Genomic DNA, 25201 nt, shown 5'->3' on the forward strand with positions numbered 1-25201 from the left:
CGAGGGGGCAGGGATAATCCACGGATGTCTTCCCCCAAAGTGATCTTCGGCTTCCATGCCGTGGGCGTGCGCCTCAAGACCGCGCCCAAGTCGGTGCTCGAAGTGCTGTTCGACGCCAGCCGGCGCGATGCGCGCATGAAACAGTTCCTGGCCCGCGCGCAGGAAACAGGCGTTCGGCTGATCGAGGCCGACGGCGCGCGGCTTTCCAAGCTCAGCGGCAGCCACGGCCACCAGGGCGTGGTGGCGCGGGTCGAGCCCGTGGCCCAGGTCCGCTCCCTCGACGAACTGCTCGAAGGCCTCGAAGAGGCCGGCACCGTGCCTCTGCTGCTGGTGCTCGACGGCGTGACCGATCCGCACAACCTCGGCGCCTGCCTGCGCGTGGCCGACGGTGCCGGCGCGCACGCGGTCATCGCGCCGAAGGACCACGCGGCCGGCATCAACGCCACCGTCGCCAAGGTGGCCAGCGGCGCGGCAGAGACGGTGCCGTACTTCATGGTCACCAACCTCGCGCGCACGCTGAACGAGCTCAAGGAGCGCAGCATCTGGTGCGTGGGCACCAGCGACGACGCGCCGGGCACCATCTACCAGAGCGACTTCAAGCGCCCGATGGCGCTGGTGCTGGGCGCCGAAGGCGAGGGCATGCGGCAGCTCACGCGCAAGACCTGCGACGAGCTCGTGAGCATTCCGATGGCGGGTGCGGTCGAGAGCCTCAACGTCTCGGTGGCCAGCGGCGTGTGCCTGTACGAGGCGCTGCGCCAGCGCAGCGCCTAGCTCCCCGGCGATCCACCCTTGCGGTGGAAATAGATCAGTTCCGCCACCCGCCGCATCTGCGGCGTGCCGAGCAGGTGGTTGAACATCCAGTCGTTCTGGAAGTGATCGAAGGCCCAGCGCAGTGCGCGCTTGAGCCTGAAGCCCGGATACCCGCGCACGAACCACGTGGCCGGATCGCCCGCTTCCCTCCGGATGAAACGCGCCACCGCCTCGCCTGCGCGCTGCCCGTGCAGCAGGGCGGTGTGGATGCCGCCTGCGGTCACCGGCGACACCATGCCCGCCGCATCGCCCACCAGCAGCGCACGTTCGCGCGCCACCACGGGCAGCACGCCGCCGCAGGGGATCATTCCCGCGCGCACCGCGACCGGCGGCGCATCGCCGGGCGTGACTGCCGGGGCGATCTTGCGAAGCAGCGGATCGAGCTTCAGCGCGCCCGGGTCTCCGTGCCCCACGCGGCGCGCAAGCCCGATCTGGCTCACGCCCACGCCTTCGAGCGCCCAGCCGATGTAGCCGGGTGCCAGCTTGCGGTCGATGAAGCAGTGCAGCAGGTCGGGCGCCATCCTCGCGCCCTGGTATTCGTGCTCCACGCCATAGAGAAAGCGCGTGTTGCGCGACAGGCCCAGTGCCTTCGCGACGCGCGAATGCGGGCCGTCGGCGCCGACAAGATATGTGGCCGTGATGCAGGGACCGCGCGTCAGCGGCACTTCCCAGCGGCCATTGAGCCACAGCGCCTGCTCGAACAGCGTGCCGAGTTGCACGTCGACGCCGCAGGCCCGGGCCGAGTCGACCATCCAGTCGAGCAGGGCGGGCGCATCGGTGGCCCAGAACCAGTAACCCGGCGCATGCAGGTCGACGTGATGCATGTCCGGGGCATAGAGCCGCACGCCCTCGATGCGCCGCACCAGCTCGGGCGGCACATCGGCCAGCCAGGGCACGCTGTCGACCGCGTCCTTGACGATGATGCCGGTGGTGTGAAGCTTGGTGCCCGCGGCGGTCTTCTTCTCCAGCACTACCACGCTCAAGCCTGCGAGTGCCGCGGCCCTGGCGCAGGCAAGGCCCGCGAAGCTCGCGCCGACGACGAGCAGGTCGGCCTTGATGTTGCCCGTGCCGCTGCCGGCGGAAGAGGCCGGTGCGGGCGCCGTCGAAGCGGCGGAGGGAAGAAGCGGAGCGAAGAGGCTTGGTGATGTATGCATGGGGCCGCTGACTTGAAGCAATGCGCACCGCTTGCCGCGGCGCGCTGCGAAGTTAGCGGCCCTCTGTGCGGGCGGCGTGAAGCCCGCGTGAACTCAGGACGCTCAGGACGGGTCCTTGCCGCGCGTGCGGCCCACCGCGCTGAAGATGCCGATGCCCAGCAGGATCACCGCACCGATCCCGATGTAGAGCGTGGGCACGCCGGCCACGGAGGCGCCCCATGCGACGCCGGCCAGGAAGATCAGGAAACCGATCATGTAGAGCGCGAAAGACATCGTCGTTCCTCCGAAAGTCTGGATGCCTTGCAGTATTCAGGACGAGGCCGTCCGCAGCACCGGCGCGCGCCGGATGTGCATGTGGGAGCCTGCCTACCGCGTGGGTACGCCGATTCCGCGCGTCGTCGGCTATTCCGGGCTTGCCACCAGCAGATAGCGGCAGGCGCCGCGCCCCAGCGCCTTGAAGACCAGCGGCCGGTCCACGCCGAAGTCCAGGCAGTCGCCCGGCGCGAGTTCGAAGCGCTCGTCGCCGTAGTCCACCCGCAGCTCGCCTTCGAGCATCCACAGGCATTGCCGGTATGGCTTGCCGCTCCAGCGTGGGTAGTCGACCTGCACCGAGCGCGGCAACTCGATCTCGACCATCTCCACGCCGCTGCCCGCCTGGCGCTCGGCTACCTGCCGCCGCAGGTAGCCGGCCTGCGGGTCGCGCCACACCTCCTGCTCGGCGCGCGTGCGCAGCCGCTTCGGTTGCCCTTTCTCCTCGGTCAGCAACTGCGCCAATGGCACGCCGAGCCCGGCGGCCAGCTTGCCCAGCAGCACGGCCGTGGGGCTGCTCTGGGCGCGCTCCACCTTGGAAATCATGGCCTTGCTCACGCGCGAGCGTTCGGCCAGGTCCGCGAGGCTCAAGCCCTGCGACTGGCGCAGCGCCAGCAGGCGGTTGGCGATGAGCAGGTCGATGTTCTGGCCGGAAACTTCGGCGGGAGATGGTTCAGGAGATGGATCAGGAGATGAATCGTTTCTCATATGAGATTATTATTCTCCTATATTGAACGAAATTTCAACGAAGGCCAGCACCATGCGTCTCATCTCCTGCACCGAAGAAGCCCACGCCGCCGCCATCCTGGCCATCCTCAACGAGGCCATCGTCACCTCCACCGCGCTGTACGACTACAAGCCTCGCACGCCCGAGAACATGGTCACGTGGTTCGCCACCAAGCGCGCCAACGGCTTCCCGGTGATTGGGGCCGAGGACGAGAGCGGCAAGCTGCTGGGCTTTGCGAGCTACGGCAGCTTCCGCGCCTTTCCCGCCTACAAGTACACGGTGGAGCACTCGGTCTACGTCGACAGCGCGTACCGCGGCAAGGGACTGGGCCGCACGCTGATGGAGGCGGTCATCGCCGAGGCGGTGGCGCGCGACGTGCACGTGATGGTCGGCGCCATCGACGCGGCCAACGCGGGCAGCATCGCGCTGCACCAGAGCCTGGGCTTCGAACACTCGGGCACGGTGCGCCAGGCGGGCTTCAAGTTCGGGCGCTGGCTCGACGTGGCCTTCTATCAGCGCATCCTCTCGACGCCGCTGAACCCCGTCGACGGCTAGTTCAACGCGAAGAAGCGCATCACCACCTCGGCCGGATGGCGCACGCCGGCTCCGGTGAACATGCGCTCGTTGATCCATTTCAGCGAAGCCGAGGCAGTTTCGAAGCGCGGGCTGCAGCGGAAGTACACCTGCGACGGGTCGACCGGCTCGCCGCGCAGCAGCCTGCCCATCACCTGGGGCGGGGCGCTGCGCATTGCGCTGTTGTGCACGTAGACCAGGTCGCCCGCATCGGTCTCCAGACCGTAGCGCGCGTCGAGTACCGAGAGCGTGTCGCTCACGATCAGCTGGAAGTCGCTGCCGCCCGGCAGCACGCGTGCCCGCCACCCGTGGCCCATGGCTTCGCCGCCGGTGATCGGCACCACGCGGCGCAATCCGCGCGGGCTGTTGCCCAGCACCTGTGGCACGCCCACCTCGATGCGCAGGTCGGCGAAATGCTCCAGCGTGGGGGCGGCGATGGAATCGAACGCGCTCATCAGGCTGCGGGCTTCGCGATCTCGGCGCTGGCGCGGTCGAGCATCTCGATGGTGCCTGCGTCCAGCTTCAGCTGCGTCGCGACCACGAGTTCCTCGAGCTGCGCGACGGAGGTCGCGCTGGCAATGGGCGCCGTCACGCCCGGGCGCGCGATCTGCCACGCGATGGCGACCTGGCCCGGCTTGGCGTTGTACTGCTGGGCCACCTTGTCGAGCGCGTCGAGGATGCGCAGGCCGCGCTCGTTGAGGTACTTCTTCGTGGTGTTGGCACCGCGCGCGCTCTTGGCCGCATCGGCCTCGGTGCGGTACTTGCCGGTGAGGAAGCCGGCGGCCAGCGCGTAGAAGTTGATCACGCCCACTTCGCGCTTGATGCACAGTGGCTCCAACTCGTCCTCGAACACGGCGCGGTCGTACAGGTTGTACAGCGGCTGCAGGCTCTCGTAGCGGGCGATGCCCAGGCGCTCCGACACGTCGAGCGCCTCGGCCAGGCGCGGTGCCGTGTAGTTCGACGCGCCGATCGCGCGCACCTTGCCTTCCTTGATCAGCTTGTCGAAGGCGCCGAGCGTTTCTTCCAGCGGGGTGCTGGCGTCGTCGTCGTGCGACTGATACAGGTCGATGTAGTCCGTCTGCAGGCGCTTGAGCGAGGCCTCGACGGCTTCGCGGATGTACTTGGGCGCGAGGCCCACCTTGCCTTCGCCCATCGGCTTGCCGACCTTGGTGGCCAGCACCACGCGGTTGCGCTTGCCGCTTTGCCTGAGCCACTTGCCGATGATGGTCTCCGACTCGCCGCCGGTATGGCCCGGCACCCATGCCGAATACACGTCCGCGGTGTCGACGAAGTTGAAGCCGGCGTCCAGCCAGGCATCGAGCAGCTTGAACGAGGCCGCCTCGTCGACGGTCCAGCCGAACACGTTGCCGCCGAAGGCGAGCGGAGAAACCTGGAGGCCGGAGCGGCCGAGCGGGCGAAGTTGCGACATGTCGATGTGTTCCTGTTGAAAGGGGAAGGAAGAACGGTCAGACGAAGCCCACGGCGCCCAGCACAGCCCCGGCGCCGAGCAGCCAGAGCAGGTGGACGCGCGTGCGCCAGACGATAAGCGCGGCGGCGCCGGTCAGCAGCCACAGGTGCCACGCGGGCGCATCGCCGGCATGGTTTCCTGCCGCCAGCACCCAGCCGGTGGCGATCAGCAGCCCGACCACCACGGGCGCCATGCCCTGCTTGAAGGCGCGAACCTCGCGGCGCGTGCGATTGCGGTGGCCCCAGCGGGTGGCGAAGTAGGTGAGGGTGGTGCTCGGCAGCATGATGCCCAGCATCGTGACCAGCAGTCCGAAGAGGCCGAGCACCCAGGCGTGCGGCCCGGCGCCGATTCCGCCGCCCGCGTTGAGCCCCGCGTTCCAGCCCATCAGCGCCACGAACAGCACGTTGGGTCCGGGGGCGGCCTGCGCGATGGCCACCGAGGAGCTGAACTGTGCATCGGTGAGCCAGCCGTGCTGCGTGACGAGGTAGCGGTGCATGTCGGGCACCGTGGTGATGGCGCCGCTGATCGACAGCAGCGACAGCAGCATGTACTGCCCGAAGAGGGCCAGCCAGTCGTGCCATTGCATCGCGATGGTCATGGGGCGATCCTCTTCCAGGTCCAGATGCAGGCCACGCCGCCGACCACCAGCAGCACCCAGCCCAGCGGAACCTTCAGCACCGCGATGGCCACGAACACCAGCGCCATGATGACCAGGCAGGTCGCGAAGCCCAGCGGGTGCTTGCGCAGCTGGGGCACCAGCTTGACGCCCGTGGCGGCGATGAGCCCGCCCGACACGGCCCCCATGCCGCGCAGCGCGGCCGCCACCTGCGGGTTGCCGGCGTAGTGCGCGTACAGCACGGCCAGCGCGAGGATCACCACCAGCGGAATGGTCAGCATGCCCGCCACCGCCGCCAGCGCGCCGCGCAGGCCGAAGTAGCGGTCGCCGATCATCAGCGCGAGGTTGATCACGTTGGGCCCCGGCATCACCTGCGCCACGGCCCAGTCCTCGAGGAACTGCTCGGGCGTGAGCCATTTCTTCTTCTCGACCATCTCGCGCTGGACGATGGCGAGAACCCCGCCGAAGCCCTGCAGCGCGAGCCATGTGAACGAAACAAAAAGGTCGCGCGGCGACTGGGGATGGGCTGCGGGGGGAGACGGTTGCATGTCGAGCGATTATCGTAGGCGGGCATCCAGCTGCTTCAAGCGTTTCACGGAGGACATTCCAGCATGGTCACGCAAATGGTCACGCAACTGCGCGCGCTCTTCGATCTCTGCCGCCGGGCCTTCAATTCGTGGTCCAACGACTACGCTCCGAGCATGGGCGCGGCGCTGGCCTACTACACGGTGTTCTCGATCGCGCCGCTGCTCTTGATCGTGATCGCTGTGGCGGGCCTGGTCTTCGGGCAGGAGGCCGCGCGCGGCGAGATCTTCGCGCAGCTCTCGGGCCTGATGGGCGAGCAGGGCGCGGCCGCGGTGCAGGGCATGCTCAAGGCCGTGAACAAGCCGACCGAGGGCATCGTGGCCACGGTGGTCGGCATCGGGCTGCTGGTGGTAGGCGCCACCACCGTCTTCGGCGAACTGCAGGACGCGCTCGACCGCATCTGGCGCGCGCCGGCGCGCACCAACACCAAGGGGCTGTTCAACATGCTGCGCGTGCGGCTGCTGTCGTTCAGCATGATCATGGGCATCGGCTTCCTGCTCATGGTGTCGCTGGTGGCGAGCGCGGCGCTCGCCGCGCTGGGCAAGTGGTGGTCGCCGATGTTCGGCGCCTGGGAGACGACGGCGCAGGTCGTCAACTTCGTCTTCAGCTTCGCGATGGTGACGGTGATCTTCGCGATGATCTACAAGATCATGCCGCGCGTGAAGGTGCAGTGGCGCGACGTGTGGGTGGGTGCGGCGGTGACGGCGCTGCTGTTCACCGTGGGCAAGCACCTGATCGGCCTGTACATCGGCAAGAGCAGCGTGGCCTCGGGCTACGGCGCGGCGGGCTCGCTGGTGGTGGTGCTGGTGTGGGTGTACTACTCGGCGCAGATCTTCCTGCTGGGCGCGGAGTTCACCTGGGTCTATGCGCGCACCTATGGCTCGATGAAGGACATGAAGGACCTGCCCGAGCTGAACCCGTCCCCCACGCGCGAAGCGCCGCTGCCGCACAACGACGACTGACCGGCGCTGCCTTGCGGGCGGCTCAGCCTGCGAAGCCGCCTTCGTCCAGGAACTTCTGTTCTTCCGGGGTGCTGGCGCGCCCCAGCATCCTGTTGCGGTGCGGAAAGCGGCCGAAGCGCGCGACGATGTCGCGGTGCAGCACGGCGAAGCGCTGGGTGTTGTCGTCGAGCGCGGCGTTGAGCTCCACCGAGCGCTCCTGCTCGGCCAGCACTTCCGAGTGCATGAAGGGCAGGTAGAAGAAACGTTGCAGCACGGGCTCGCACTGGCGATCGAAGCCCGCCTCGATCGCGGCCTTGGCCACGGCCATCGGTGGCCAGCATGTGCGGATTGCCGCGCCAGGCGTTGCGCGGGAACTGGTCGAGCAGCACCAGCAGGGCCAGCGCACCCTGGGCATCGGCCGCCCAGTGGTCGAGCTCGCCGCGGGCTGCGGCCTGGTGGGCTTCGGCGAAGCGGGAGATGAAGTCGGCGTCGAAGGCATCGTTCTTGGCGAACCAGCGCTCGGGGCCGGCTTCGCTCCAGAAACCGACTACGTCGCGGGCTGAAGGGACTGCAGGGGCTGAAGAAGTCATCGACACATTCTCTTTCAGGTTGTGCACGCCGGGCCAAGTCGGGGCGATGGCCGACAGGAAAGGGCCCAGGGAGCTGCCTATGCTGTGGACGCTTTCACAACCAGGAGATCAAGCTCATGACCCAATATCGCTCTCTTTTGCGTGCGGCTCTCGTCGCCGGCGTTGCCAGCGCCGCGCTGGCCGGCTGCGGAATGATGTCGAAGTCGAACGTCGCGAGCTTCAGCGGTGCGATGAACGCGGCCAGCGAAGTCCCGCCGAACATGACGCGCGGCACCGGCATGGCCGAGGCCTGGCTCAACCGCGACACCAACGTGCTCAAGTACAAGATCACCTACTCCGGCCTGAGCGGCCCGGCCACCATGGCGCACTTCCACGGCCCGGCCGCGGCGGGTGCCAATGCCGGCGTGGTGCTGCCTTTCGCCAACCCGGCCAGCCCGATCGAGGGGCAGGCCACGCTCACGCCGGCACAGGCGGCCGACCTGTCGGCGGGCAAGTGGTACGCCAACATCCATACGGCCGCGAATCCGGGCGGCGAGATCCGCGGGCAGATGCTGCCGAAGATGTGAAATCGTTCCAGGGGCAACAACCCCTGGTCAGGTTTGTGTCTCGGGGGTGGTGTCAAATGAACGCATGACGACGACACCACCGAAGAAGAAAACCCGTGCCGCCTCCACCGCTTCCAGGAAGCCCCTCGACCCCTTCGCCTCGCGCCGCGAGGACATGCGCACCGCCCGCAAGGCGCTGGTGCTGCAGGGCGGGGGGGCGCTCGGCGCCTACCAGGCCGGCGTGTACGCGGCGCTCAGCGAGACCGAGTTGCAGCCGCACTGGATCGCGGGCGTCTCCATCGGCGCCATAAATGCAGCGCTGATCGCGGGCAACGCGCAGGAAAACAGGGTCGACCGGCTGCGCGAGTTCTGGCACCTCGTGTCTTCGGGGCCTTCGCAGCGACTGCCTTCGTGGCTGGGCGACCGGGCCACGCAGAACCAGTACAGCGCCACCATGGCCTCGCTGGTGGGCATTCCTGGCTTCTTCGAACCGCGCTATTCGCCAGCCTTCCTGATGGGCGGCGCCGCGCCGCTTCTGAGCTACTACGACACCTCGCCGCTGAAGTCCACGCTGGAGCGGCTCGTCGACTTCGACCGCATCAACGCCTGCGAGGCCCGTTTCAGCGTGGGCGCGGTGAATGTGCGCACCGGCAACTCGGTGTACTTCGACAACACGCGCCAGCGCATCGGGCCCGAGCACATCATGGCCAGCGGCGCGCTGCCGCCGGGCTTCGCGCCGGTGAGCATCGACGGCGACGACTACTGGGACGGCGGCATCGTCTCGAACACGCCGCTGCAATACGTGCTCGACACGCACCCGCGCAACGAGCCGCTGGTGGTGCTGCAGGTCGACCTGTTCAACGCGCGCGGCGAAATGCCCCGCACCATGGCGGGCGTGCTGGAGCGGCAGAAGGACATCACCTACTCGAGCCGCACGCGCATGAACACCGACGCGCTGGCCGCCAACATGAACCTGCAGCAGGCGATTGCCGACCTGATCTCCAAGCTGCCCGCCAGCCTGCGCAACGACCCGAGCGTGCACGAGGTGCAGTCGCAGCTCACGCACGAGCCCATCGACATCTTCCACCTGATCTACCGCGACAAGCCCTACGAGTTGGAGTCGAAGGACTACGAGTTCTCGCGCGCCGCGGTGGAGGAGCACTGGGAGGCCGGCGCGCGCGACATGCGCGTGACGCTGGCGCACCCGGAGACGCTGCGCGCCGACGCCACGGTCAACGGCGTGACCACCTTCGACCTCGGCGAGCACGGCTCGGGGCGCGTCAAGCGGCCGGGGTTGTCGCGCTGACTTGTCGGGCCGAGTCGCGCGGCGATTCAGCCCCGGCTAAGAAACCAGCGCGAGACTGGGCCGTCATTTCACCGCTTCAGCTTCACCAGGAGGAAATGTTTGCATCATGAACATTGAAGACGTGCGAAGAACGGCATTCGCGATGCCGCTGACCAGTCCGGCCTTTCCGCCAGGGCCTTACCGCTTCATCAGGCGCGAATTCCTGATCATCACGTACCGCACCGACATGGACGCCCTGCGCGCCGTGGTGCCCGAGCCGCTCGAAGTGGTCGAGCCGCTGGTCAAGTACGAATTCATCCGCATGCCCGATTCGACCGGCTTCGGCGACTACACCGAGTCGGGCCAGGTCATCCCGGTGCAGTTGCGCACCGCCAAGGGCGTGGAGAAGGGCGCGTACGTGCACGCGATGTACCTGAACGACCATCCGCCCATTGCCGGCGGGCGCGAGCTCTGGGGCTTTCCGAAGAAGCTCGCCTCGCCGGTGCTCGACTACGAGACCGACGTGGTGGTCGGCACGCTCGACTACGGCAAGGTGCGCGTGGCCAAGGCCACGATGGGCTTCAAGCACCGCACGCTCGACCCCGCGCCCATCCTCGCGGGCATCGCGCAGCCGAACTTCCTGCTCAAGATCATTCCGCACGTCGACGGCACGGCCCGCATCTGCGAGCTGGTGCGCTATCACATGGTCGACGTGACGCTGCACGGCGCGTGGGGCGGGCCCGGCTCGCTCGAACTGCATCCGCATGCGCTCGCGCCGGTGGCCGATCTGCCTGTGCGCAAGGTGGAGTCGGCGGTGCACTACATCGCCGACATGACGCTCGCGCTCGGCACCGTCGAACACGATTACCTCGCCTGATTCTTGCTGGCGGCTTCAGGTCGCCGGCTTTCCAACCCCAACCCTCAAGGACATCACCATGCAACTCAAGGACAAGGTCGCCTACATCACCGGCTCGGCCAGCGGCATCGGCAAGGAAATCGCCATCCTGTTCGCGCAGGAAGGCGCCAAGATCATCATCGCCGACCTCAACAAGGAAGCGGCCGACGCCACCGCGGCCGAGCTAAAGGCCACTGGCGCGCAAGCCATCGGCGTAGGCGTGGACGTGACGAACGAAGACCAGGTCAACGCCTCGGTGGAAGAGGGCGCTGCGGCCTTCGGCGGCATCGACATCCTCATCAGCAACGCAGGCATCCAGATCGTGCATCCGGTGGAGGAGTTCAGCTTCGCCGACTGGAAGAAGATGCTCGCCATCCACCTCGACGGCGCCTTCCTCACCACCAAGGCCTGCCTGAAGCACATGTACGCGCAGGGCCGCGGCGGCAGCGTGATCTACATGGGCTCGGTGCACTCCAAGGAGGCTTCGCTGCTGAAGGCGCCCTACGTGACGGCCAAGCACGGCCTCATCGGCCTGGCCAAGACGGTCGCGAAGGAGGGCGCCAAGCACGGCGTTCGCGCCAACGTGATCTGCCCGGGTTTCGTGCGCACGCCGCTCGTCGAGAAGCAGATTCCCGAACAGGCGAAGACGCTGGGCATCACCGAGCAGGAAGTCATCAAGAACGTGATGCTGAAGGAGACGGTCGACGGCGAGTTCACGACCACGGAAGACGTGGCGCGCGTGGCGCTGCTGTTCGCAGGGTTCCCGACGAATGCGCTGACCGGGCAGTCGCTCGTGGTGAGCCACGGCTGGTTCATGCAATAACTTTTGCTCGCCCCCAGGCTGCGCGCACTTCGTGTCGCTTCGCCAACCCCCTACCGGGGGCAACACCGGCGGCCCGGCAAAGCCGGTTCCGCGGTGTTCCTGGCACTACAGCTTCAGCTCCCAGGTCTCGCCCACCAGCGGCGTGCCGTATCCCTCATGCGGCTCGGAACCTGTGAGCTCGAAGCCACGGCTGGCGTAGATGCCGCGCGCGGCCGTCAGGCAACTGTTGGTCCACAGCACCATCTTGCGGTAGCCCTTCAGGCGCGCGAAGGCGATGCACTCGTCCACCAGCTTGCCGCCCAGCCCCAGCCCGCGCGCTGCGGGCGTGAGGATCAAGAGTCGTAGTTGCGCCACCGTGGCCGACTTGCGCACAACGAAGATCGAGCCGACCCGCTCGCCATTGAGCTCGGCGATCCAGCAGCGCTCCCATTCGGGCTGGAACTTGAGCAGGAACTCGCCTGCGATGCTCGCCACGAGCGCCTCGAAGGTGCTGTTCCAGCCGTATTCACGCGCGTAGATCTCGCCGTGCTGCTGCACCACCCAGCCGATGTCGCCGGGGCCGGGGTCGCGCAGGATGGCGGCCTGCGGCTTCGCGGGCGGCGCCTCGGGGTCGAGCAGCGATTGCACCGTGCCCATGGCGTGCACCAGCTGCTGGCGCTGCGCAGGTGCGAGCGTGGCGAGCAGGGCGGCAGCCTCCTCGCGTGATTTCTGCTGCAGCGGCGCGAACGCGGCATGGCCCGCGTCGGTCAGGCGCAGCACGCTCTGGCGCGCGTCGCGAGGATGGGGCTCGCGCACCAGCCAGCCCTCGTTCTCGAAGCGGCGCAGGATGCGGCTGAGGTAGCCGGCGTCCAGCCCGAGGTCTCGCCCGATCTCGCTCGCGACGGCCATTTCGCGGTGCGCCAGCTCGTACAGCACGCGCACATCGGTCAGCGACATGGCGCTGCCAAGGTAGGGGTCCAAGGCGCCGATGCGGCGGGTGTAGAAGCGGTTGAACTGCCGGACCGCCTTGACGGCAGTGGTATCGATGGGCGGCGAAGATGTGGACATGGTTGCCATTGTCATTCAATTACTTGACTTTGGCAATCAAATTGGCGGAGCATGAGTCCTTCGGGAAAGTCCGGTCACAGGTCACACGGGGCGACAGGCATGGTGGAAAACCCTAAAATCGAGGGTTGCCCACAACGGCGCTCCCGCGGCGCTGTCAACTCCCACCGATGAACGCTCCCGTCGACGTCTCCTTCTTCGCGCGTGCCGCCAAGCCGCTGACCAGCTACCGCAAGTACTGGGCGGCGCGTTTCGGCACGGCGAAATTCCTGCCGACCTCGCGCAAGGAGATGGAAGCGCTCGGCTGGGACAGCTGCGACATCATCGTCGTCACGGGCGACGCCTACGTCGACCACCCCAGCTTCGGCATGTCGGTCATCGGCCGCATGCTGGAGGCGCAGGGCTTCCGCGTGGGCATCATCGCGCAGCCCGACTGGCAGAGCGCCGAGCCTTTCAAGGCGCTGGGCAAGCCGAACCTGTTCTTCGGCGTCACCGCCGGCAACATGGATTCGATGATCAACCGCTACACGGCCGACCGGAAGATCCGCAGCGACGATGCCTACACGCCCGGCGACGTCGGCGGCGCTCGCCCCGACCGTGCGGCCATCGTGTATTCGCAGCGCTGCAAGGAAGCCTGGAACGACGTGCCGATCATCCTCGGCGGCATCGAAGGCTCGCTGCGCCGCATCGCCCACTACGACTACTGGTCGGACAAGGTGCGCCGCTCCATCGTGGTCGACGCCAAGTGCGACCTGCTGCTGTACGGCAACGCCGAGCGCGCCATCGTCGAGATCGCGCACCGCCTGGCGGCCAAGGAGCCGGTGCAGCAGATCACCGACGTGCGCGGCACCGCCTTCGTGCGCCGCGAAACGCCTGAGGGCTGGTTCGAGATCGACTCCACCAGCGTCGACGAGCCCGGCCGCGTCGAGGCGCATGTCAATCCGTACCTGATGGTGTCCGACCAGGCCAAGGCCAACGGCGCCACCTGTGTGAAGGAAGACGAGGCCGAGGCGGTGGCCAAGGCGGCCGAAGCCGCCGGCTCATCCGTGGTCAATCTCGCCATCAAGCCGCTGAACTTCGTGCCCAACCCCGCGCTGCAGGGCAAGGGCAAGACCAAGGTGCCGCCGCGCGAGCGCTCGGTGATCCGCCTGCCTTCGTACGAGCAGGTGCGCAGCGACCCGGTGCTCTATGCGCACGCCAACCGCGTGCTGCACCTGGAGACCAACCCCGGCAACGCCCGCGCGCTGGTGCAGGCGCACGGCGAAGGCACCACGGCGCGCGACGTGTGGATCAACCCGCCGCCCATTCCGCTGACCACGGCCGAGATGGACCACGTGTTCGACCTGCCGTACGCGCGCAGCCCGCATCCGCGCTACGCCGACGAGAACGGCAGCCATGATGGCGCGACCAAGATCCCCGCATGGGAGATGATCCGCTTCAGCGTGAACATCATGCGCGGCTGCTTCGGCGGCTGCACCTTCTGCTCCATCACCGAGCACGAGGGCCGCATCATCCAGAGCCGCTCGGAAGACTCGATCATCAAGGAGGTCGAGGCCATCCGCGACTCGGTGAAGGGCTTCACCGGCACCATCTCCGACCTCGGCGGCCCCACGGCCAACATGTACCGCATCGGCTGCAAGTCGCCCGAGATCGAGGCCGCCTGCCGCAAGCCGAGCTGCGTGTACCCGGGCATCTGCCAGAACCTCAACACCAACCACGACCCGCTCATCAAGATCTACCGCCGGGCGCGCGCGCTCAGGGGCATCAAGAAGATCCTGATCGGCTCCGGCCTGCGCTACGACCTGGCCGTGCAGTCGCCCGAGTACGTGAAGGAGCTGGTGCAGCACCACGTCGGCGGCTATCTCAAGATCGCACCCGAGCACACCGAGCAGGGCCCGCTCACGAAGATGATGAAGCCCGGCATCGGCAGCTACGACAAGTTCAAGCAGATGTTCGAGAAGTACTCGGCCGAGGCGGGCAAGAAGCAGTACCTCATCCCGTACTTCATCGCCGCGCATCCGGGCACGAGCGACGAGGACATGATGAACCTCGCGATCTGGCTCAAGAAGAACGGCTTCCGCGCCGACCAGGTGCAGACCTTCTACCCGAGCCCGATGGCCACGGCCACCGCGATGTACCACTCCAACCGCAACCCGCTGCGCAAGATCACGCGCGAGAGCGAGACGGTGGACATCGTGCGCGGCGACAAGCGCCGCCGCCTGCACAAGGCCTTCCTGCGCTACCACGACGCCAACAACTGGCCGCTGCTGCGCGAGGCGCTGAAGTCGATGGGCCGCGCCGACCTGATCGGCAACGGCAAGCACCACCTCATCCCGACCTGGCAGCCGCTGACCGATGGCGGCTACACCAGCGCGCGGCGCAAGAACTCGACGGCGGCTGCGGCAACCGCCAAGGCCGCGCCGGTCAAGCTGGCACCGGTGAAGCCCTCCAAGGGCCGCATCCTCACGCAGCACACCGGCCTGCCGCCGCGCGACAACGGTTCGGGTTCGGGGCCAGCCACGCGCAAATCGGCCGGCCCGGTGCGCGGCAACATCCGCAAGCCGCGCTGAGCGGCGCCTACAGCGCCGGCACGAGCTTGCCGACCCAGGCTCCGACGGCCGCCATGTGCGCCAGCACGGTGGCCCAGTAGATGGCCATGAAATTCGTTTTGCTCACCTTGTGGCGGAACAGCCGCTGCGCGATCCACGCGCCCGGCCAGCCGCCGGCCAGCGATAGCAGGTGCAAGGTGTTCTCCGCAGTACGCCAGCGGCCCGCCTGAGCCGCGTTCTTGTCGAAGCCGTAGACGAAGAAGGTCAGCAGGCTGAGCAGCAGCAACACGCCGAGCGCGATCGGCGGGATTCGCCCGGTCCACACGCCGTAGCCGAGCAGCGCGGCGTACCCGACGAGCAGCAGCGCCATCGGCAGCGAGGACGAGGCTGAACGGGGAGAGCGACGTTGCGGTTGCTGCTGCTGCTGCTGGCGTCGTTGCGGGCGCTGCTGCTGTGCTCCGGCTGCTCGGACCGCCACTGCGCGCGGCCCCTTGCCGCCCACATGGATCTCCTCGAAGTCCAGCCGCATGCCGACCTGCGGCGAGGTGCCACGTTCCGAGAAGTCGCGCAGATGCACGAACACATCGGCGGAGATGTCGGGACAGCGGATGAAGCCGAAGCCCCGGTCCTTCTCCCATCGAACGAGCGTGCCCTGGCGTTTCATCGCCGGGATTCTCGCCGCTAGGCGTACTGCATCTCCCCATTGCCGAAGGACCAGTTCTCCTTCGCCACCTCGACAAGGTTGATGAACACGTCCTCGCGCCGGATGCCCAGCTGGCCGTGCAGGTCGTCGGCCACGCGCCTGTAGAAGGCCTTCTTCATCTCGGTGGTGCGCCCCTGGTTCAGCGTGATCTGGATCAGCACGAAGCCCGGCGAATACGTCACGCCGAGGTAGCTCGCCGGATGCACCAGTTCGTGCGGGGCATGCCGCGTGATGACCTGGAACTTGTCGTGCTCCGGCACGTTGATGGTGTCCCGCATGGCCTGGTAGACGAGGTCCCCGATGGCCGGGCCCAGGGTTTCGGGGCTGTCGCTGGAAAGCTCGATCCGCACGAGTGGCATGTGCTGTTCCTTGAAAAAGTCTTGGACGCATAAGATACGCGACATGGTCCGCCATCTTTCTCCCCCGTCCGTCGTCTGCTGCTGAAGCGCGCCTCGCGCTCAGACCCAAGCGGTTGCCGCCAGCCCCGTGCCTCCTCGGCCGGCCGGCGGCTCGGATGGTCACGCCCGCTGCCTGAACCCCGGTCCTGAAGCGACCGGCCATGGCGGGCGTCATGGAGAAAGAACTTTCATCAATGAACGCAAGAACGTCTGCCGCCCTGGCCTGGGGCGGCGTGCTGCTGGCTGGCGCCCTCTGGGGCGGTGGTGCGCTGGTGGCGCAATTCCTGATCGATGGCGGCATCGCGCCGCAAAGCCTGTCGCTGGCGCGCTTCGCCCTCGGGCTGCCGTTGCTGTGGTGGCTGCATTGGCGGGCGCCGGCGATGGCCGGTGCCGGCTGGGCCGATCTGAGCAGCCGGGAGCGGTCGCAGATGCTCGCCACGGGCGCCGCAATGGCGCTCAACGTGAGCTGCTGGTTCGCCGGCATCGTGCACCTGGGGGCGGCGCTGCCAACCGTCATCTCGATCTGCTGCGCGCCGGTGATCGTCACGCTGGTGTCGGTGCTGCGCGGCTATGAGCGCCTCGGCCGCAGGCTGATCGCCGGCCTGCTGCTCGCGCTGGCCGGCGTGCTGCTGCTGGTGATGCCCGCCGGAGGATGGGATCCGCTGGCCCCGGGGCATGCGGCCGGCGTCGCCTGGTCGCTGGGCTCGGCTTTCTGCTACGCGATGGTGGTGCTGGGCAACGCTCGCATGCCGGCGCGGGTGCCGGCCGTCACGGCCTCGGCCTGGGGGATGACGGCCGCGGCGCTCTGCATGCTGGCCGTGGCGCTGCCTTCGGGCATCACCTGGCCGTCCGGCGGCGCTCAATGGCTGGGCGTGGGCTACACGGGCGTGGTGACGACCTCGGTGGCCTACCTGGCCTTCGCCTGGGGCGCGCGGCGCCTGTCGCCGACGGCGGCGGTGGTCGGCACGCTGATCGAGCCGCTGGTGGCAGCCTTGCTGGCGGCGGCACTGTTCTCGCAGGCGATGACGCCGCGCCAGTGGGCCGGGGCCTTGCTGCTGGCCGGCGCGATGCTGCTGCTGGTGCGGCGCAGCAAGCCCGCGCAGTCCGACTGAAGGCGAGGGCGGGGCGCTCCGTTGTATGGTGTGGCCCCATGAGCAGCACCATGAGCACCGTGAGCAGTTCGCCCCACCCGCCGGCTCCATGGACACGCATCCTGGCTGTGGCGGCGCTGCTGCTTTTCGCGGCCTGCCCGATGCAGTCTTCGTTCGCGGCCCCCGCGGAGAACTCTTCCGCCCAGGCGCTGCGCGCTACCTACCAGCGCCTGAGCGACAAGCTGAACCGCAGCAGCTTCGGCCGGCCCGTGCAGCTCGATTCCATGGAGACGGCGGACGGCCTCCAGGGCGACGTCTACGCCGTCGTCGAACATCCGCTCGCCGAGATCAGCACCGCACTCAAAGGCTCCGCGCATTGGTGCGAGGTGCTGACCCTGCACGTCAACAACCGGCGCTGCAGCGTCGCCAGCGGCCCTCAGGGAAGCGAGATGCTCACGCTCTATGTGGTGCGGCGCTACGACAAGCCTGTCGACCAGGCCTTCGAGCTGCCCTTCGTCTACCGGGTCAGCGGCAATTCGCCCGATCACCTGCTGGTGGAGCTTTCCGCCGAAAGCGGCCCGCTGGGCACCAGCAACTACCGCGTGACACTCGAGGCCGTGGCGCTCGACGAGCGCAAGAGCTTCCTGCACTTCAGCTACAGCTACGACCACAACACGATGGTGCGGCTGGGCACCATGGCCTATCTGGCGACCTTCGGCAGCGACAAGGTGGGCTTCACCGTGGTCGGCAAGACGCCCGAAGGCCAGCCCGACTACATCCGCGGCCTGCGCGGGCTGGTGGAGCGCAATGCGATGCGCTACTTCCTGACACTCGACGCCTACCTCTCGGCGCCGGGGCCGGACCAGGCCGAGCGCCGCCAGCGCCGCTGGTTCGCGGGTGCCGAGCAGTACCCGCGCCAGCTGCACGAGATCGATCTGGACACGTATCTCGCGCTCAAGCGCGAAGACCGGCAGCGCGACGGCGCCGCCCGCTGAGCCCGATCGGCCGGATCAGTCGGCCAGCGTGAGCAGCGGCACGTCGCGCTCGCGGCTCATCGCATCGAGTTCGGCGCGCGTGCGCGTCAGCAGCCAGGCCGCCAGCGCTTCGCGCGTGGCCGGCGCCAGCATGTCGCGCGAGGCGATCTGCGCGGCCTCGCAGAGCCGGTCGGCGAAATGCGGCTCCAGCGCCGCCACCGCCACGCGGCCGTCGGCGCAGGGATAGACGCGGTAGCCTGCATGCGCGCCGCCGACCGTGCCGCAGGGCTGCGTCAGGCCCCAGGTGCGGGGCAGGGCGAGCCAGTCGGCCGAGGCGTTCAGCGCCACCTCCAGGTACACACCGCCCGCAGCGTTGCGCGAGCGCAGCAGCATGGCCTTGAGCACCGCCTCGCTGGCGAGCAGGGCGCCGCCCATGTCGGCGTAGAGCGTGGGCGGCAGTTCAGTGCCGGTGACGAGGCCGCTTTCGGCGAGGTAGGTCAGGTCGTGGCCCGGCTCCTCGGCGCGCTCGCCCGGCGCGCCGACGATGGCCACCTGCGACAGCGAAGGATGGTGCGCCTGCAGCGTGGCCCAGTCGAGCTTGAGCTTGGCGAGCGCCGAGGGGCGGAACGAGGTGAGCAGCACGTCGGTGGAGGCAAGCTCGGTGTGCAGCAGTTGCTGGCCGGCCTCGGTCTTCAGGTCGAGGGTGCGGATCTCGATGCCCTCGTGCAGCGCGGCGTAGGCAGGGCGGTTGTAGAGCCCCATCGGATCGCCGCCCGGCGGCTCCAGCTTCAGGCAGGTGGCACCCATTCGGCGGCAGCGCAGCAGCGCGGCGGGCCCGGGCAGGTTCAGCGCGAGGCTGAGGACGCGAACGCCCTCCAGCGGTGCGAAGGCTTGATCGTCGGCGGGGCTCGGCATCGGTCGTCGTCTCCGGAAGAATCGTTTCGCGCATTCTCGCCCGAGGGGCGGAGCCACCTCACGCAAGCCGCGAAAGCACGGCACGCGTAGCATGTGCCGGTGGCGGCGCGTGCCGCCTCTCATCGACCAAGGAGACGAATGATGTTCGAAGCTTCCCTCATGAGCGGCCAGCGCATCCTGGTGACCGGCGGCGGCACCGGCCTGGGCCGGGCAATGGCCGAGCGCTTCCTGAGCCTCGGCGCCGACGTGGCCATCTGCGGCCGGCGCCAGTCGGTCTGCGAGGAGACCGCGGCCGAATGGTGCAAGCAGTTTCCGCAGCGGCGCATCGACACCTTCGGCGTGGACATCCGCATCGCCCAGCAGGTCGACGAGATGGTCGAGAGCCTGTTCCAGAGCGGCGGCCTCACGGGGCTGGTGAACAACGCGGCGGGCAATTTCGTCTCGCCCACCGAGGCCCTCTCGCCGCGCGCCTTCGACGCCATCGCCAACATCGTGTTCCACGGCAGCTTCTACGTGACACAGGCGGTGGGCAAGCGCTGGGTGGCGCAGGCCAAGTCGGGCGAATGGAAGCCGGGCGATGCTTTCCGCAGCGTGATGAGCATCATCGTCACCTGGGTCGACAACGGCAGCCCGTACGTGGTGCCCTCGGCCATGAGCAAGGCCGGCATCGAGGTCATGACCAAGTCGCTCGCGGTCGAGTGGGCGCGCCACGGCATCCGCCTGAACGCCGTCGGGCCCGGCGAGATTCCGACGGAAGGCATGAGCAAGCGCCTGAACCCCGGCGAGGAGCCCGGCGCGCGCAGCAAGCAGAACAACCCGATGGCGCGCACCGGCCGCATGAGCGAGCTGCAGAACCTCGCTTCCTTCCTGATGGCGCCGGGCCAGTGCGACTGGCTCACCGGCCAGAGCATCATGATGGACGGCGGCAACGCGCTGGCCACTGGCGGCAACTTCTACGAGCTGCGCCAGTGGAGCGACGCCGACTGGCTGGCCGCGCGCGAACGCATCGAGGCGCAGAACCAGAAGGACAAGGCGCAGCGCTGAAGGCGGCCGTCTATTGCTTATTTCTTCGGCGGCCTGGCCGCGTGCACGGTGACCCGCTTGTTCACCGGACTGGACAGCACCAGCGAAGTCGTCACCGAACCATCGACCGCCAGCGCGTCAACCACGCGCTCCAGGTCGGCCGGCTCGGCGATCGCGCAGCGCACGAAGAAGCAGTCTTCGCCGGTCACGCGGTCGGCGCTCAGCACCTCGGGCATCGATTCGAACAGCTTCAGGTACCTGGCGATGCCCGCATGCGTGGTGTCGATGCGGATGATGGCCTGCAGCCCTACGCCCAGCGCGCGCAGGTTGACGCGCGCGCCGTAGCCCTCGATCACGCCTGCTTCCTCGAGCTTGCGCACCCGCTCGCTCATGGCCGGCTGCGACAGGCCGATGCGCTTGCCGATGCGCTTGCCGATGGCGGCCAGGCTCTGGCGCGCGTCGGTCTGCAGCGCTTCGAGGATCAGGCGGTCTTTCTTGTCGATGTTCATGGAAGAGGTCGGTGGGGAGGGGCGCGGCCGATGTTTGATCGGTTCGCGAGCGCGATTTTCGATGGATTGCCATTCAACGATCGTGGCGGCGCCGCTATCGTGAGGCCCGTCTTTCAGGAGAACACCCAATGCAACTCGTCGGCATGCTCGACTCACCCTACGTGCGGCGCACCGCCATCTCGCTGCGCCTGCTCGGCGTTCCCTTCGAGCACCGCTCGATCTCGGTCTTCAGCACCTTCGAGCAGTTCAGCGCCATCAACCCGGTGGTGAAGGCGCCCACGCTGGTCTGCGACGACGGCTCGGTGCTGATGGACTCGACGCTGATCATCGACTACGCCCAGGCGCTCAGCGGGCGCAGCCTGCTGCCGGCAGACCCGGCGCGGCGGCTGCGCGAGCTGCGCCTCGCGGGGCTCGCGCTCGCGGCCTGCGAGAAGACGGTGCAGATCGTCTACGAGCGCAAGCTGCGTCCGGCCGAGAAGCTGCACCAGCCGTGGATGGACCGTGTGCAGGGCCAGCTCGCCGCTGCGTATTCGGCGCTCGAATGCGAGATCGCTGCCGAGCCGCTGCCGGCCAGCGAAGAGACGATGACCCAGGCCGGCGTCTCGACGGCCGTGGCCTGGGCGTTCACGCAGTTGCTGACGCCCGATGCGATTTCGCCGACCGGCTTCCCTGTGCTGGCTGCGTACTCCGCGCAGGCAGAGCGGCTGCCGGTTTTCGTCGGCGCACCGATGGTCTGAGCGGAATCAGTCGACGATCTTCGCGCCGCGCTCCGCGAGCAGGCTGCGCAGCACCGAGCGGTGGCATCGCGACTCCTCCTCGCAGTAGCAGCCCACCGAGAGCGACGCGCCGTGCGACAGCGCGGCCAGCAGGTCGAGGCTGCGGCTCGCATCGGGCTCGGCCATCTCGGACTTGAACTTGCGCACGAAGGCGTTCCACTGCGCGGGCGATTCCTCTTTCTGGGCTTCCTGTGCCTGCTTCATCGCCTCGACGGAGGGCGCGAGGTTGGGATACCACACGTCGTACCAGTCCTGCGAAGCGAACTCGGTCTTCGGAACGCCGCGCGGCGGACGGCGCACGGTGCCGACGCGCAAGCCTTCGCCGGGAGCGCGGGGAGTGCCGAGGCGGACGATGCGGATGCTCATGGTGGGTTTCCCTTTTCTCTGCTGGTGCTTGTCTCAGGTGCCGACGATACCGCCATCGCGCCGCCGTATCGCCAGCGTCGCCGAGCGCGGCCGGGCGCTGCCCGGCGTGGTGCCGTCGGGCCAGGCGCTGTTGGGTTTTGTGTCGCCGTCGTCGCGCGCCTCGCCTGGATGCTGGATGTTGACGAACAGCGTGCGGCGGTCGGGCGTGACCACGCAGCCTGTGATCTCGCAGCCGTTGGGTCCGGTCAGGAAGCGCTTGATGCGGCCCGAGGCAGGGTCGGCGCACAGCATCTGGTTGTTGCCCAGCGCGGTGTAGGGCGGCTTGCCGATCACCTGGCCGCTCATGTCGGTCTGGATCCAGAGCAGGCCGCCGCGGTCGAAGTGCAGGCCATCGGGGGCGCCGAAGGCGTCGGCGCCGGCCGAGGGGTAGCGCGCGCCGCTGCCGGGTTGCGCGGGGTCGCCCGCCAGCGCGAAGTGGTCCCAGGCGAAGCCCGTGGCGGCGGCATCGCCCGCGTCCTCGCGCCAGCGCAGGATGCCGCCGAAGAGGTTGTTGGCGCGCGGGTTGGCCGCATCGGGAGCGGGCTTGCCGGCGTCGCCGCGCTGGCTGTTGTTGGTGAGCGTGACGTAGACCTCGCCGCTTTGCGGATGGATGGCGATCCATTCGGGGCGGTCCATCTTCGTGGCGCCGACATGGTCGCCGGCCAGCCGCGCGTGGATCAGCACCTCCGCCTGGTCGGCGAAGCCGTTGGCCGCGTCCAGGCCGTCGCGTCCGTGCGTGAGCTCGAGCCACTGGCCGCGGCCGCCGGCGTCGTAGCGCGCGGCATAGAGCGTGCCTTCGTCGAGCAGGTGCCGGTTGGCCGCTCGCGCGGCAGCGTCGGTGCCGGGGCGCACCTTGTCGCGGCTGATGAACTTGTAGATGTATTCGAAGCGCGAGTCGTCGCCCATGTAGACCACCAGGCGGCCGTCCTTCGCGACGGTGCAGGTGGCGCTTTCCTGGCGCTTGCGGCCCAGCGCGGTGCGCTTGACGGGCGTGGCCGTGGGGTCGAACGGGTCGATCTCGACCACCCAGCCGAAGCGGTGCGGCTCGTTCGGATGGCGGCTCACGTCGAAGCGCTCGTCGAAGCGCCAGTACTCGACCCACTGCGAGCCGGCCACCGTGCCGTAGCGGCGCTGGGCCGGCGTCGCGTTGCGGGCCGCGTCCTTCGGGCCGCCGAAGTAGCCGTGGAAGTTCTCCTCGCAGGTCAGGTAGGTGCCCCACGGCGTGACGCCCATCGCGCAGTTGGCGAAGGTGCCGAAGACCGCGTCGCCCGCCGGATTGGCCGTGGTGCGCATCAAAGGCGTGCCTGCGGCGGGGCCTGCAATGCGCATCGGCGTGCTGCCGTGCACGCGTCGTGCGAAGGGCGAGGGCAGCGCCTGCTGCCAGCCCTTGTCGGTGCGCCGGATCTCGATCACCGAGACGCCCATGGCATGCAGCGACTTGCGGACCTTTCCGGCGGTCCACTCCTTCACGCCGTCGGTGTGCAGCAGCTGCTCGTCGGTGTACTCGTGGTTCATCACCAGCAGGCCGCGCTCGCCGCTCGCATCGAGCGCGAAGAAGTGCATGCCGTCGTGGTGCATGCCGGCCTGCACGGCCTGGTCGTCGGCGCTGTTGCTCGCGTCGGGCGCGAAGCTCGGCATGCGGTTCGCGACGCCGGTGGGCGAGCCCCAGGGGTAGAGCAGCTGCCATTCGTATTCGGGGGGCACCACGATGCCGTCGCGCAGGGAGGCTGGCACGCCGGTGAAGCCGAGCACCTCACCGGAGCCCATGGCTGTGGGCGTGGACGGCGAGGCGCAGCCCTGTCCGAACAGCGCGACCACGGCGGCGGCCGAACCCGATTGAATGAGAAAGTGGCGGCGGTCCAGGGGCATGGCGGAGATGTTGGCGGTGTTGTGTTGGCGACAGGCGCCATCATCGCCTGAGCCCGTGCCCGGCGATACTGGTGCGGCAACCGCCCAGGAGACATCGAATGACCGATCGCATCGAACGCACCCGCCACGCCGACGGCGTGGTCGAACTGCATCTTTCGCGCGCCGACAAGATGAACGCGCTCGATCCTGCGATGTTCGATGCGCTCATCGAGGCCGGCGAGGCGCTGCGTGAAGACAAGGCGGTGCGCGCGGTCGTGATCTCGGGCCGCGGCAAGGCCTTCTGCGCGGGGCTCGACATGGCTTCGTTCGAACGCATGCAGCAGCAGGACGCGGGCGCCGGCGTGCTGGGCGAGGGCGCCGCCGGCGCCGACCTGGTGGTGCGCACGCATGGCATCTCGAATGCCGCGCAGCAGGTCGCGATGGTCTGGCGCGAGGTGCCGGTGCCGGTGATTGCCGCAGTGCACGGCGTGGCCTTCGGCGGCGGACTGCAGGTGGCGCTGGGGGCCGACATCCGCATCGTCGCGCCCGACACCAAGCTCTCGGTGATGGAGATCAAATGGGGCCTGGTGCCCGACATGGCCGGCATGGTGCTGATGCGCGAACTCGCGCGCAGCGACGTGGTGCGCGAACTCACCTTCACCGGCCGTATCTTCTCGGGCGAGGAGGCGCTGCGCCTGGGCTTCGCCACCCGGGTCAGCGCCGACCCGCTGGCCGAGGCGCTGCAGATGGCGCACGAGATTGCCGGCAAGAGCCCGGACGCGATCCGCGCGGGCAAGCGGCTGCTGAACGCATCGCTCTCGCAGAGCGCGGCCGAACTGCTGCTGGCCGAGTCGGTGGAGCAGAAGGCGCTGATCGGCAGCCCGAACCAGGTCGAGGCCGTGAAGGCCAACATCGAGCGGCGCGCGCCGCGCTTCAGCGCGCCGGGTTGACGGCCGGCGGGGCGCCCCGCAAGAAATCCATCGCTGCCGGGTGAACGGCCGGGCGGGTATTCCCCAGCCCGCCAACGCCGTTCTTCGCGCACCCTCGCATCCCCCGTCTTGCGCGGGCGCGGTTACATCTGCGCCTTCTGTTCGGCCGACCCTTCAATTCGGGCCGGAACAGCCGAAAACATCAAAAATCCCACTCGGTGTATCTTTATGTAAGAATAAAGTGGTTGTTTTATGGGGCAAAACCATGCGGATGGAGACAATTTGTGTGCAGAAGGTCACGTCTCCTCCGCTGATAGCTCCTGCGGAGGATGGCTCCAGACAGCTCACTCATTAACAATTGAACGCTTTGCCTAGCGACGGCGATCCTGCATGTCGACGACCACGTTTTTCTGTAACCTCAGCGTGCCCATCCTGGTGGGCGAGGATCGCTACAAGTACGTCCCCATCGTGGGAGTCTTCCGAAGCATTCCGTTCGATCAAGTCGATGAATGGGTGATGCACCCCGACGGCCGGCCGCGCAGCGACCGCGAACTGGCGGCCGAAGTCCTTGTCGAGATCCGCAAGCCGCTCGGCTCGAGTGGACGCACGGCGCCGCACGCCTTCGACGTCGCGGACATCCTGCAGCTCGACCGGGCCGCGGCGATCGTCGTGTCCACCTTCCTTGCGGCGCTCCCGCGCGTCTGAAGACGCCGCAG

General features: G+C 68.2%; 28 protein-coding genes and 1 pseudogene. 14 read left to right on the forward strand and 15 right to left on the reverse strand.

Annotated elements, in window-relative coordinates:
- Nucleotides 1-24 precede the first annotated feature (24 nt).
- A complete protein-coding gene (gene rlmB, locus EJP67_RS01975; protein ID WP_126018865.1) occupies nt 25-771 on the forward strand; it encodes a 23S rRNA (guanosine(2251)-2'-O)-methyltransferase RlmB in 747 nt (248 codons plus the stop codon).
- Here the strand turns inward: rlmB and EJP67_RS01980 are convergent.
- The 3 genes from EJP67_RS01980 to EJP67_RS01985 form a co-directional block, all read right to left on the reverse strand.
- Nucleotides 768-1964 carry an NAD(P)/FAD-dependent oxidoreductase gene (locus EJP67_RS01980; protein ID WP_126018868.1) on the reverse strand — a complete coding sequence of 399 codons (1197 nt, stop codon included), beginning with the start codon at nt 1962-1964 and terminating at the stop codon, nt 768-770. The two genes, rlmB and EJP67_RS01980, sit on opposite strands and share 4 nt — an antisense overlap.
- Nucleotides 1965-2066: 102 nt before the next feature.
- The gene (locus EJP67_RS33520) at nt 2067-2237 is read right to left on the reverse strand and encodes a hypothetical protein (RefSeq protein ID WP_019653095.1); all 171 of its coding nucleotides are present in this window, start codon (nt 2235-2237) and stop codon (nt 2067-2069) included.
- 129 nt (nt 2238-2366) lie between these two features.
- Nucleotides 2367-2981, reverse strand: a complete 615-nt coding sequence (locus EJP67_RS01985) for a helix-turn-helix domain-containing protein (RefSeq protein ID WP_126018871.1) — start codon at nt 2979-2981, stop codon at nt 2367-2369.
- Nucleotides 2982-3033: 52 nt separating this feature from the next.
- Here EJP67_RS01985 and EJP67_RS01990 point away from each other — a divergent pair, with 52 nt between their 5' ends.
- Nucleotides 3034-3555 (forward strand): GNAT family N-acetyltransferase, encoded by a 522-nt coding sequence (locus tag EJP67_RS01990; protein WP_126018874.1) that lies wholly within the window; start codon nt 3034-3036, stop codon nt 3553-3555.
- Here the strand turns inward: EJP67_RS01990 and EJP67_RS01995 are convergent.
- The 4 genes from EJP67_RS01995 to EJP67_RS02010 are packed head-to-tail and all read right to left on the reverse strand — an operon-like array spanning nt 3552 to nt 6205.
- The gene (locus EJP67_RS01995) at nt 3552-4028 is read right to left on the reverse strand and encodes a DUF3237 domain-containing protein (protein ID WP_126018876.1); all 477 of its coding nucleotides are present in this window, start codon (nt 4026-4028) and stop codon (nt 3552-3554) included. The genes EJP67_RS01990 and EJP67_RS01995 overlap by 4 nt on opposite strands.
- Nucleotides 4028-5002, reverse strand: a complete 975-nt coding sequence (locus EJP67_RS02000) for an aldo/keto reductase (RefSeq protein WP_126018879.1) — start codon at nt 5000-5002, stop codon at nt 4028-4030. Before EJP67_RS02000 ends, EJP67_RS01995 begins: the two co-directional genes overlap by 1 nt.
- 37 nt (nt 5003-5039) lie before the next feature.
- On the reverse strand, nt 5040-5639 hold the full coding sequence (locus EJP67_RS02005) for a chromate transporter (protein WP_126018881.1): 600 nt from the start codon (nt 5637-5639) through the stop codon (nt 5040-5042).
- Nucleotides 5636-6205 (reverse strand): chromate transporter, encoded by a 570-nt coding sequence (locus tag EJP67_RS02010; protein ID WP_126018884.1) that lies wholly within the window; start codon nt 6203-6205, stop codon nt 5636-5638. The genes EJP67_RS02005 and EJP67_RS02010 overlap by 4 nt, the downstream gene beginning before the upstream one ends.
- A 75-nt stretch (nt 6206-6280) precedes the next feature.
- Here EJP67_RS02010 and EJP67_RS02015 point away from each other — a divergent pair, with 75 nt between their 5' ends.
- Nucleotides 6281-7204, forward strand: a complete 924-nt coding sequence (locus tag EJP67_RS02015) for a YihY/virulence factor BrkB family protein (RefSeq protein ID WP_126020367.1) — start codon at nt 6281-6283, stop codon at nt 7202-7204.
- Between the two features lie 22 nt (nt 7205-7226).
- Here EJP67_RS02015 and EJP67_RS02020 read toward each other — a convergent pair.
- Nucleotides 7227-7773 (reverse strand): annotated as a pseudogene (locus EJP67_RS02020) (DUF924 family protein).
- Between the two features lie 116 nt (nt 7774-7889).
- Here EJP67_RS02020 and EJP67_RS02025 point away from each other — a divergent pair.
- The 4 genes from EJP67_RS02025 (at nt 7890) to EJP67_RS02040 (ending at nt 11321) form a co-directional block, all read left to right on the forward strand.
- Nucleotides 7890-8339 (forward strand): CHRD domain-containing protein, encoded by a 450-nt coding sequence (locus tag EJP67_RS02025; RefSeq protein ID WP_126018886.1) that lies wholly within the window; start codon nt 7890-7892, stop codon nt 8337-8339.
- A 64-nt stretch (nt 8340-8403) separates the two neighbouring features.
- Nucleotides 8404-9624, forward strand: coding sequence for a patatin-like phospholipase family protein (locus EJP67_RS02030; protein WP_126018888.1), 1221 nt, complete (start codon nt 8404-8406; stop codon nt 9622-9624).
- A gap of 106 nt (nt 9625-9730) precedes the next feature.
- Nucleotides 9731-10480, forward strand: a complete 750-nt coding sequence (locus tag EJP67_RS02035; protein ID WP_126018890.1) for an acetoacetate decarboxylase — start codon at nt 9731-9733, stop codon at nt 10478-10480.
- Nucleotides 10481-10538: 58 nt separating this feature from the next.
- Nucleotides 10539-11321: a 3-hydroxybutyrate dehydrogenase gene (locus EJP67_RS02040; RefSeq protein WP_019653083.1), complete on the forward strand. Its 783-nt coding sequence runs from the start codon at nt 10539-10541 to the stop codon at nt 11319-11321.
- 105 nt (nt 11322-11426) lie between these two features.
- On the opposite strand, the gene EJP67_RS02045 is transcribed toward EJP67_RS02040, so the two are convergent.
- Nucleotides 11427-12368: a bifunctional helix-turn-helix transcriptional regulator/GNAT family N-acetyltransferase gene (locus tag EJP67_RS02045; RefSeq protein ID WP_420824251.1), complete on the reverse strand. Its 942-nt coding sequence runs from the start codon at nt 12366-12368 to the stop codon at nt 11427-11429.
- A 167-nt stretch (nt 12369-12535) separates the two neighbouring features.
- Here EJP67_RS02045 and EJP67_RS02050 point away from each other — a divergent pair, with 167 nt between their 5' ends.
- On the forward strand, nt 12536-14935 hold the full coding sequence (locus EJP67_RS02050) for a YgiQ family radical SAM protein (RefSeq protein WP_126018892.1): 2400 nt from the start codon (nt 12536-12538) through the stop codon (nt 14933-14935).
- A gap of 7 nt (nt 14936-14942) precedes the next feature.
- On the opposite strand, the gene EJP67_RS02055 is transcribed toward EJP67_RS02050, so the two are convergent.
- Both EJP67_RS02055 and EJP67_RS02060 read right to left on the reverse strand, forming a co-directional pair.
- Entirely contained in the window at nt 14943-15578 is a 636-nt protein-coding gene (locus tag EJP67_RS02055; RefSeq protein WP_126018894.1) for a DUF1294 domain-containing protein, read from the reverse strand.
- Between the two features lie 17 nt (nt 15579-15595).
- Nucleotides 15596-15976: a tautomerase family protein gene (locus EJP67_RS02060; protein ID WP_126018897.1), complete on the reverse strand. Its 381-nt coding sequence runs from the start codon at nt 15974-15976 to the stop codon at nt 15596-15598.
- Nucleotides 15977-16209: 233 nt separating this feature from the next.
- Here EJP67_RS02060 and EJP67_RS02065 point away from each other — a divergent pair, with 233 nt between their 5' ends.
- Together EJP67_RS02065 and EJP67_RS02070 are read left to right on the forward strand one after the other, a co-directional pair.
- The gene (locus EJP67_RS02065; RefSeq protein WP_126018899.1) at nt 16210-17127 is read left to right on the forward strand and encodes a DMT family transporter; all 918 of its coding nucleotides are present in this window, start codon (nt 16210-16212) and stop codon (nt 17125-17127) included.
- 38 nt (nt 17128-17165) lie between these two features.
- Entirely contained in the window at nt 17166-18101 is a 936-nt protein-coding gene (locus EJP67_RS02070) for a hypothetical protein (protein WP_240650469.1), read from the forward strand.
- Between the two features lie 15 nt (nt 18102-18116).
- Here the strand turns inward: EJP67_RS02070 and EJP67_RS02075 are convergent, their stop codons facing one another.
- The gene (locus tag EJP67_RS02075; protein ID WP_126018901.1) at nt 18117-18995 is read right to left on the reverse strand and encodes a CoA transferase; all 879 of its coding nucleotides are present in this window, start codon (nt 18993-18995) and stop codon (nt 18117-18119) included.
- 141 nt (nt 18996-19136) lie between these two features.
- On the opposite strand from EJP67_RS02075, the gene EJP67_RS02080 reads away from it, so the two are divergent.
- Nucleotides 19137-20039, forward strand: a complete 903-nt coding sequence (locus EJP67_RS02080) for an SDR family oxidoreductase (RefSeq protein ID WP_126018903.1) — start codon at nt 19137-19139, stop codon at nt 20037-20039.
- 17 nt (nt 20040-20056) lie between these two features.
- Here the strand turns inward: EJP67_RS02080 and EJP67_RS02085 are convergent, their stop codons facing one another.
- The gene (locus EJP67_RS02085; protein ID WP_126018905.1) at nt 20057-20527 is read right to left on the reverse strand and encodes an Lrp/AsnC family transcriptional regulator; all 471 of its coding nucleotides are present in this window, start codon (nt 20525-20527) and stop codon (nt 20057-20059) included.
- A gap of 128 nt (nt 20528-20655) precedes the next feature.
- On the opposite strand from EJP67_RS02085, the gene EJP67_RS02090 reads away from it, so the two are divergent.
- A complete protein-coding gene (locus tag EJP67_RS02090) occupies nt 20656-21264 on the forward strand; it encodes a glutathione S-transferase (protein WP_126018907.1) in 609 nt (202 codons plus the stop codon).
- 6 nt (nt 21265-21270) lie between these two features.
- On the opposite strand, the gene EJP67_RS02095 is transcribed toward EJP67_RS02090, so the two are convergent.
- Both EJP67_RS02095 and EJP67_RS02100 read right to left on the reverse strand, forming a co-directional pair.
- On the reverse strand, nt 21271-21669 hold the full coding sequence (locus EJP67_RS02095; RefSeq protein WP_126018909.1) for a DUF488 domain-containing protein: 399 nt from the start codon (nt 21667-21669) through the stop codon (nt 21271-21273).
- Between the two features lie 33 nt (nt 21670-21702).
- Nucleotides 21703-23577 carry a PhoX family protein gene (locus tag EJP67_RS02100; protein WP_126018911.1) on the reverse strand — a complete coding sequence of 625 codons (1875 nt, stop codon included), beginning with the start codon at nt 23575-23577 and terminating at the stop codon, nt 21703-21705.
- Between the two features lie 98 nt (nt 23578-23675).
- On the opposite strand from EJP67_RS02100, the gene EJP67_RS02105 reads away from it, so the two are divergent.
- Together EJP67_RS02105 and EJP67_RS02110 are read left to right on the forward strand one after the other, a co-directional pair.
- Nucleotides 23676-24506, forward strand: coding sequence for a crotonase/enoyl-CoA hydratase family protein (locus tag EJP67_RS02105; RefSeq protein ID WP_126018913.1), 831 nt, complete (start codon nt 23676-23678; stop codon nt 24504-24506).
- 369 nt (nt 24507-24875) lie between these two features.
- Nucleotides 24876-25190, forward strand: a complete 315-nt coding sequence (locus EJP67_RS02110; RefSeq protein ID WP_019653070.1) for a hypothetical protein — start codon at nt 24876-24878, stop codon at nt 25188-25190.
- Nucleotides 25191-25201: the final 11 nt, after the last annotated feature.

The sequence above is a fragment of the Variovorax guangxiensis genome, from assembly GCF_003952165.1.
GTDB classification, from domain to species: domain Bacteria; phylum Pseudomonadota; class Gammaproteobacteria; order Burkholderiales; family Burkholderiaceae_C; genus Variovorax; species Variovorax guangxiensis.

What these genes read in the sequence shown, in the direction of transcription:
- rlmB (WP_126018865.1), top strand. Translation starts at nt 25, where the DNA reads ATGTCTTCCCCCAAAGTGATCTTCGGCTTCCATGCCGTGGGCGTGCGC.
- EJP67_RS01980 (WP_126018868.1), bottom strand. Translation starts at nt 1,964, where the DNA reads ATGCATACATCACCAAGCCTCTTCGCTCCGCTTCTTCCCTCCGCCGCT.
- EJP67_RS33520 (WP_019653095.1), bottom strand. Translation starts at nt 2,237, where the DNA reads ATGTCTTTCGCGCTCTACATGATCGGTTTCCTGATCTTCCTGGCCGGC.
- EJP67_RS01985 (WP_126018871.1), bottom strand. Translation starts at nt 2,981, where the DNA reads ATGAGAAACGATTCATCTCCTGATCCATCTCCTGAACCATCTCCCGCC.
- EJP67_RS01990 (WP_126018874.1), top strand. Translation starts at nt 3,034, where the DNA reads ATGCGTCTCATCTCCTGCACCGAAGAAGCCCACGCCGCCGCCATCCTG.
- EJP67_RS01995 (WP_126018876.1), bottom strand. Translation starts at nt 4,028, where the DNA reads ATGAGCGCGTTCGATTCCATCGCCGCCCCCACGCTGGAGCATTTCGCC.
- EJP67_RS02000 (WP_126018879.1), bottom strand. Translation starts at nt 5,002, where the DNA reads ATGTCGCAACTTCGCCCGCTCGGCCGCTCCGGCCTCCAGGTTTCTCCG.
- EJP67_RS02005 (WP_126018881.1), bottom strand. Translation starts at nt 5,639, where the DNA reads ATGACCATCGCGATGCAATGGCACGACTGGCTGGCCCTCTTCGGGCAG.
- EJP67_RS02010 (WP_126018884.1), bottom strand. Translation starts at nt 6,205, where the DNA reads ATGCAACCGTCTCCCCCCGCAGCCCATCCCCAGTCGCCGCGCGACCTT.
- EJP67_RS02015 (WP_126020367.1), top strand. Translation starts at nt 6,281, where the DNA reads ATGGTCACGCAACTGCGCGCGCTCTTCGATCTCTGCCGCCGGGCCTTC.
- EJP67_RS02025 (WP_126018886.1), top strand. Translation starts at nt 7,890, where the DNA reads ATGACCCAATATCGCTCTCTTTTGCGTGCGGCTCTCGTCGCCGGCGTT.
- EJP67_RS02030 (WP_126018888.1), top strand. Translation starts at nt 8,404, where the DNA reads ATGACGACGACACCACCGAAGAAGAAAACCCGTGCCGCCTCCACCGCT.
- EJP67_RS02035 (WP_126018890.1), top strand. Translation starts at nt 9,731, where the DNA reads ATGAACATTGAAGACGTGCGAAGAACGGCATTCGCGATGCCGCTGACC.
- EJP67_RS02040 (WP_019653083.1), top strand. Translation starts at nt 10,539, where the DNA reads ATGCAACTCAAGGACAAGGTCGCCTACATCACCGGCTCGGCCAGCGGC.
- EJP67_RS02045 (WP_420824251.1), bottom strand. Translation starts at nt 12,368, where the DNA reads ATGTCCACATCTTCGCCGCCCATCGATACCACTGCCGTCAAGGCGGTC.
- EJP67_RS02050 (WP_126018892.1), top strand. Translation starts at nt 12,536, where the DNA reads ATGAACGCTCCCGTCGACGTCTCCTTCTTCGCGCGTGCCGCCAAGCCG.
- EJP67_RS02055 (WP_126018894.1), bottom strand. Translation starts at nt 15,578, where the DNA reads ATGAAACGCCAGGGCACGCTCGTTCGATGGGAGAAGGACCGGGGCTTC.
- EJP67_RS02060 (WP_126018897.1), bottom strand. Translation starts at nt 15,976, where the DNA reads ATGCCACTCGTGCGGATCGAGCTTTCCAGCGACAGCCCCGAAACCCTG.
- EJP67_RS02065 (WP_126018899.1), top strand. Translation starts at nt 16,210, where the DNA reads ATGAACGCAAGAACGTCTGCCGCCCTGGCCTGGGGCGGCGTGCTGCTG.
- EJP67_RS02070 (WP_240650469.1), top strand. Translation starts at nt 17,166, where the DNA reads ATGAGCAGCACCATGAGCACCGTGAGCAGTTCGCCCCACCCGCCGGCT.
- EJP67_RS02075 (WP_126018901.1), bottom strand. Translation starts at nt 18,995, where the DNA reads ATGCCGAGCCCCGCCGACGATCAAGCCTTCGCACCGCTGGAGGGCGTT.
- EJP67_RS02080 (WP_126018903.1), top strand. Translation starts at nt 19,137, where the DNA reads ATGTTCGAAGCTTCCCTCATGAGCGGCCAGCGCATCCTGGTGACCGGC.
- EJP67_RS02085 (WP_126018905.1), bottom strand. Translation starts at nt 20,527, where the DNA reads ATGAACATCGACAAGAAAGACCGCCTGATCCTCGAAGCGCTGCAGACC.
- EJP67_RS02090 (WP_126018907.1), top strand. Translation starts at nt 20,656, where the DNA reads ATGCAACTCGTCGGCATGCTCGACTCACCCTACGTGCGGCGCACCGCC.
- EJP67_RS02095 (WP_126018909.1), bottom strand. Translation starts at nt 21,669, where the DNA reads ATGAGCATCCGCATCGTCCGCCTCGGCACTCCCCGCGCTCCCGGCGAA.
- EJP67_RS02100 (WP_126018911.1), bottom strand. Translation starts at nt 23,577, where the DNA reads ATGCCCCTGGACCGCCGCCACTTTCTCATTCAATCGGGTTCGGCCGCC.
- EJP67_RS02105 (WP_126018913.1), top strand. Translation starts at nt 23,676, where the DNA reads ATGACCGATCGCATCGAACGCACCCGCCACGCCGACGGCGTGGTCGAA.
- EJP67_RS02110 (WP_019653070.1), top strand. Translation starts at nt 24,876, where the DNA reads ATGTCGACGACCACGTTTTTCTGTAACCTCAGCGTGCCCATCCTGGTG.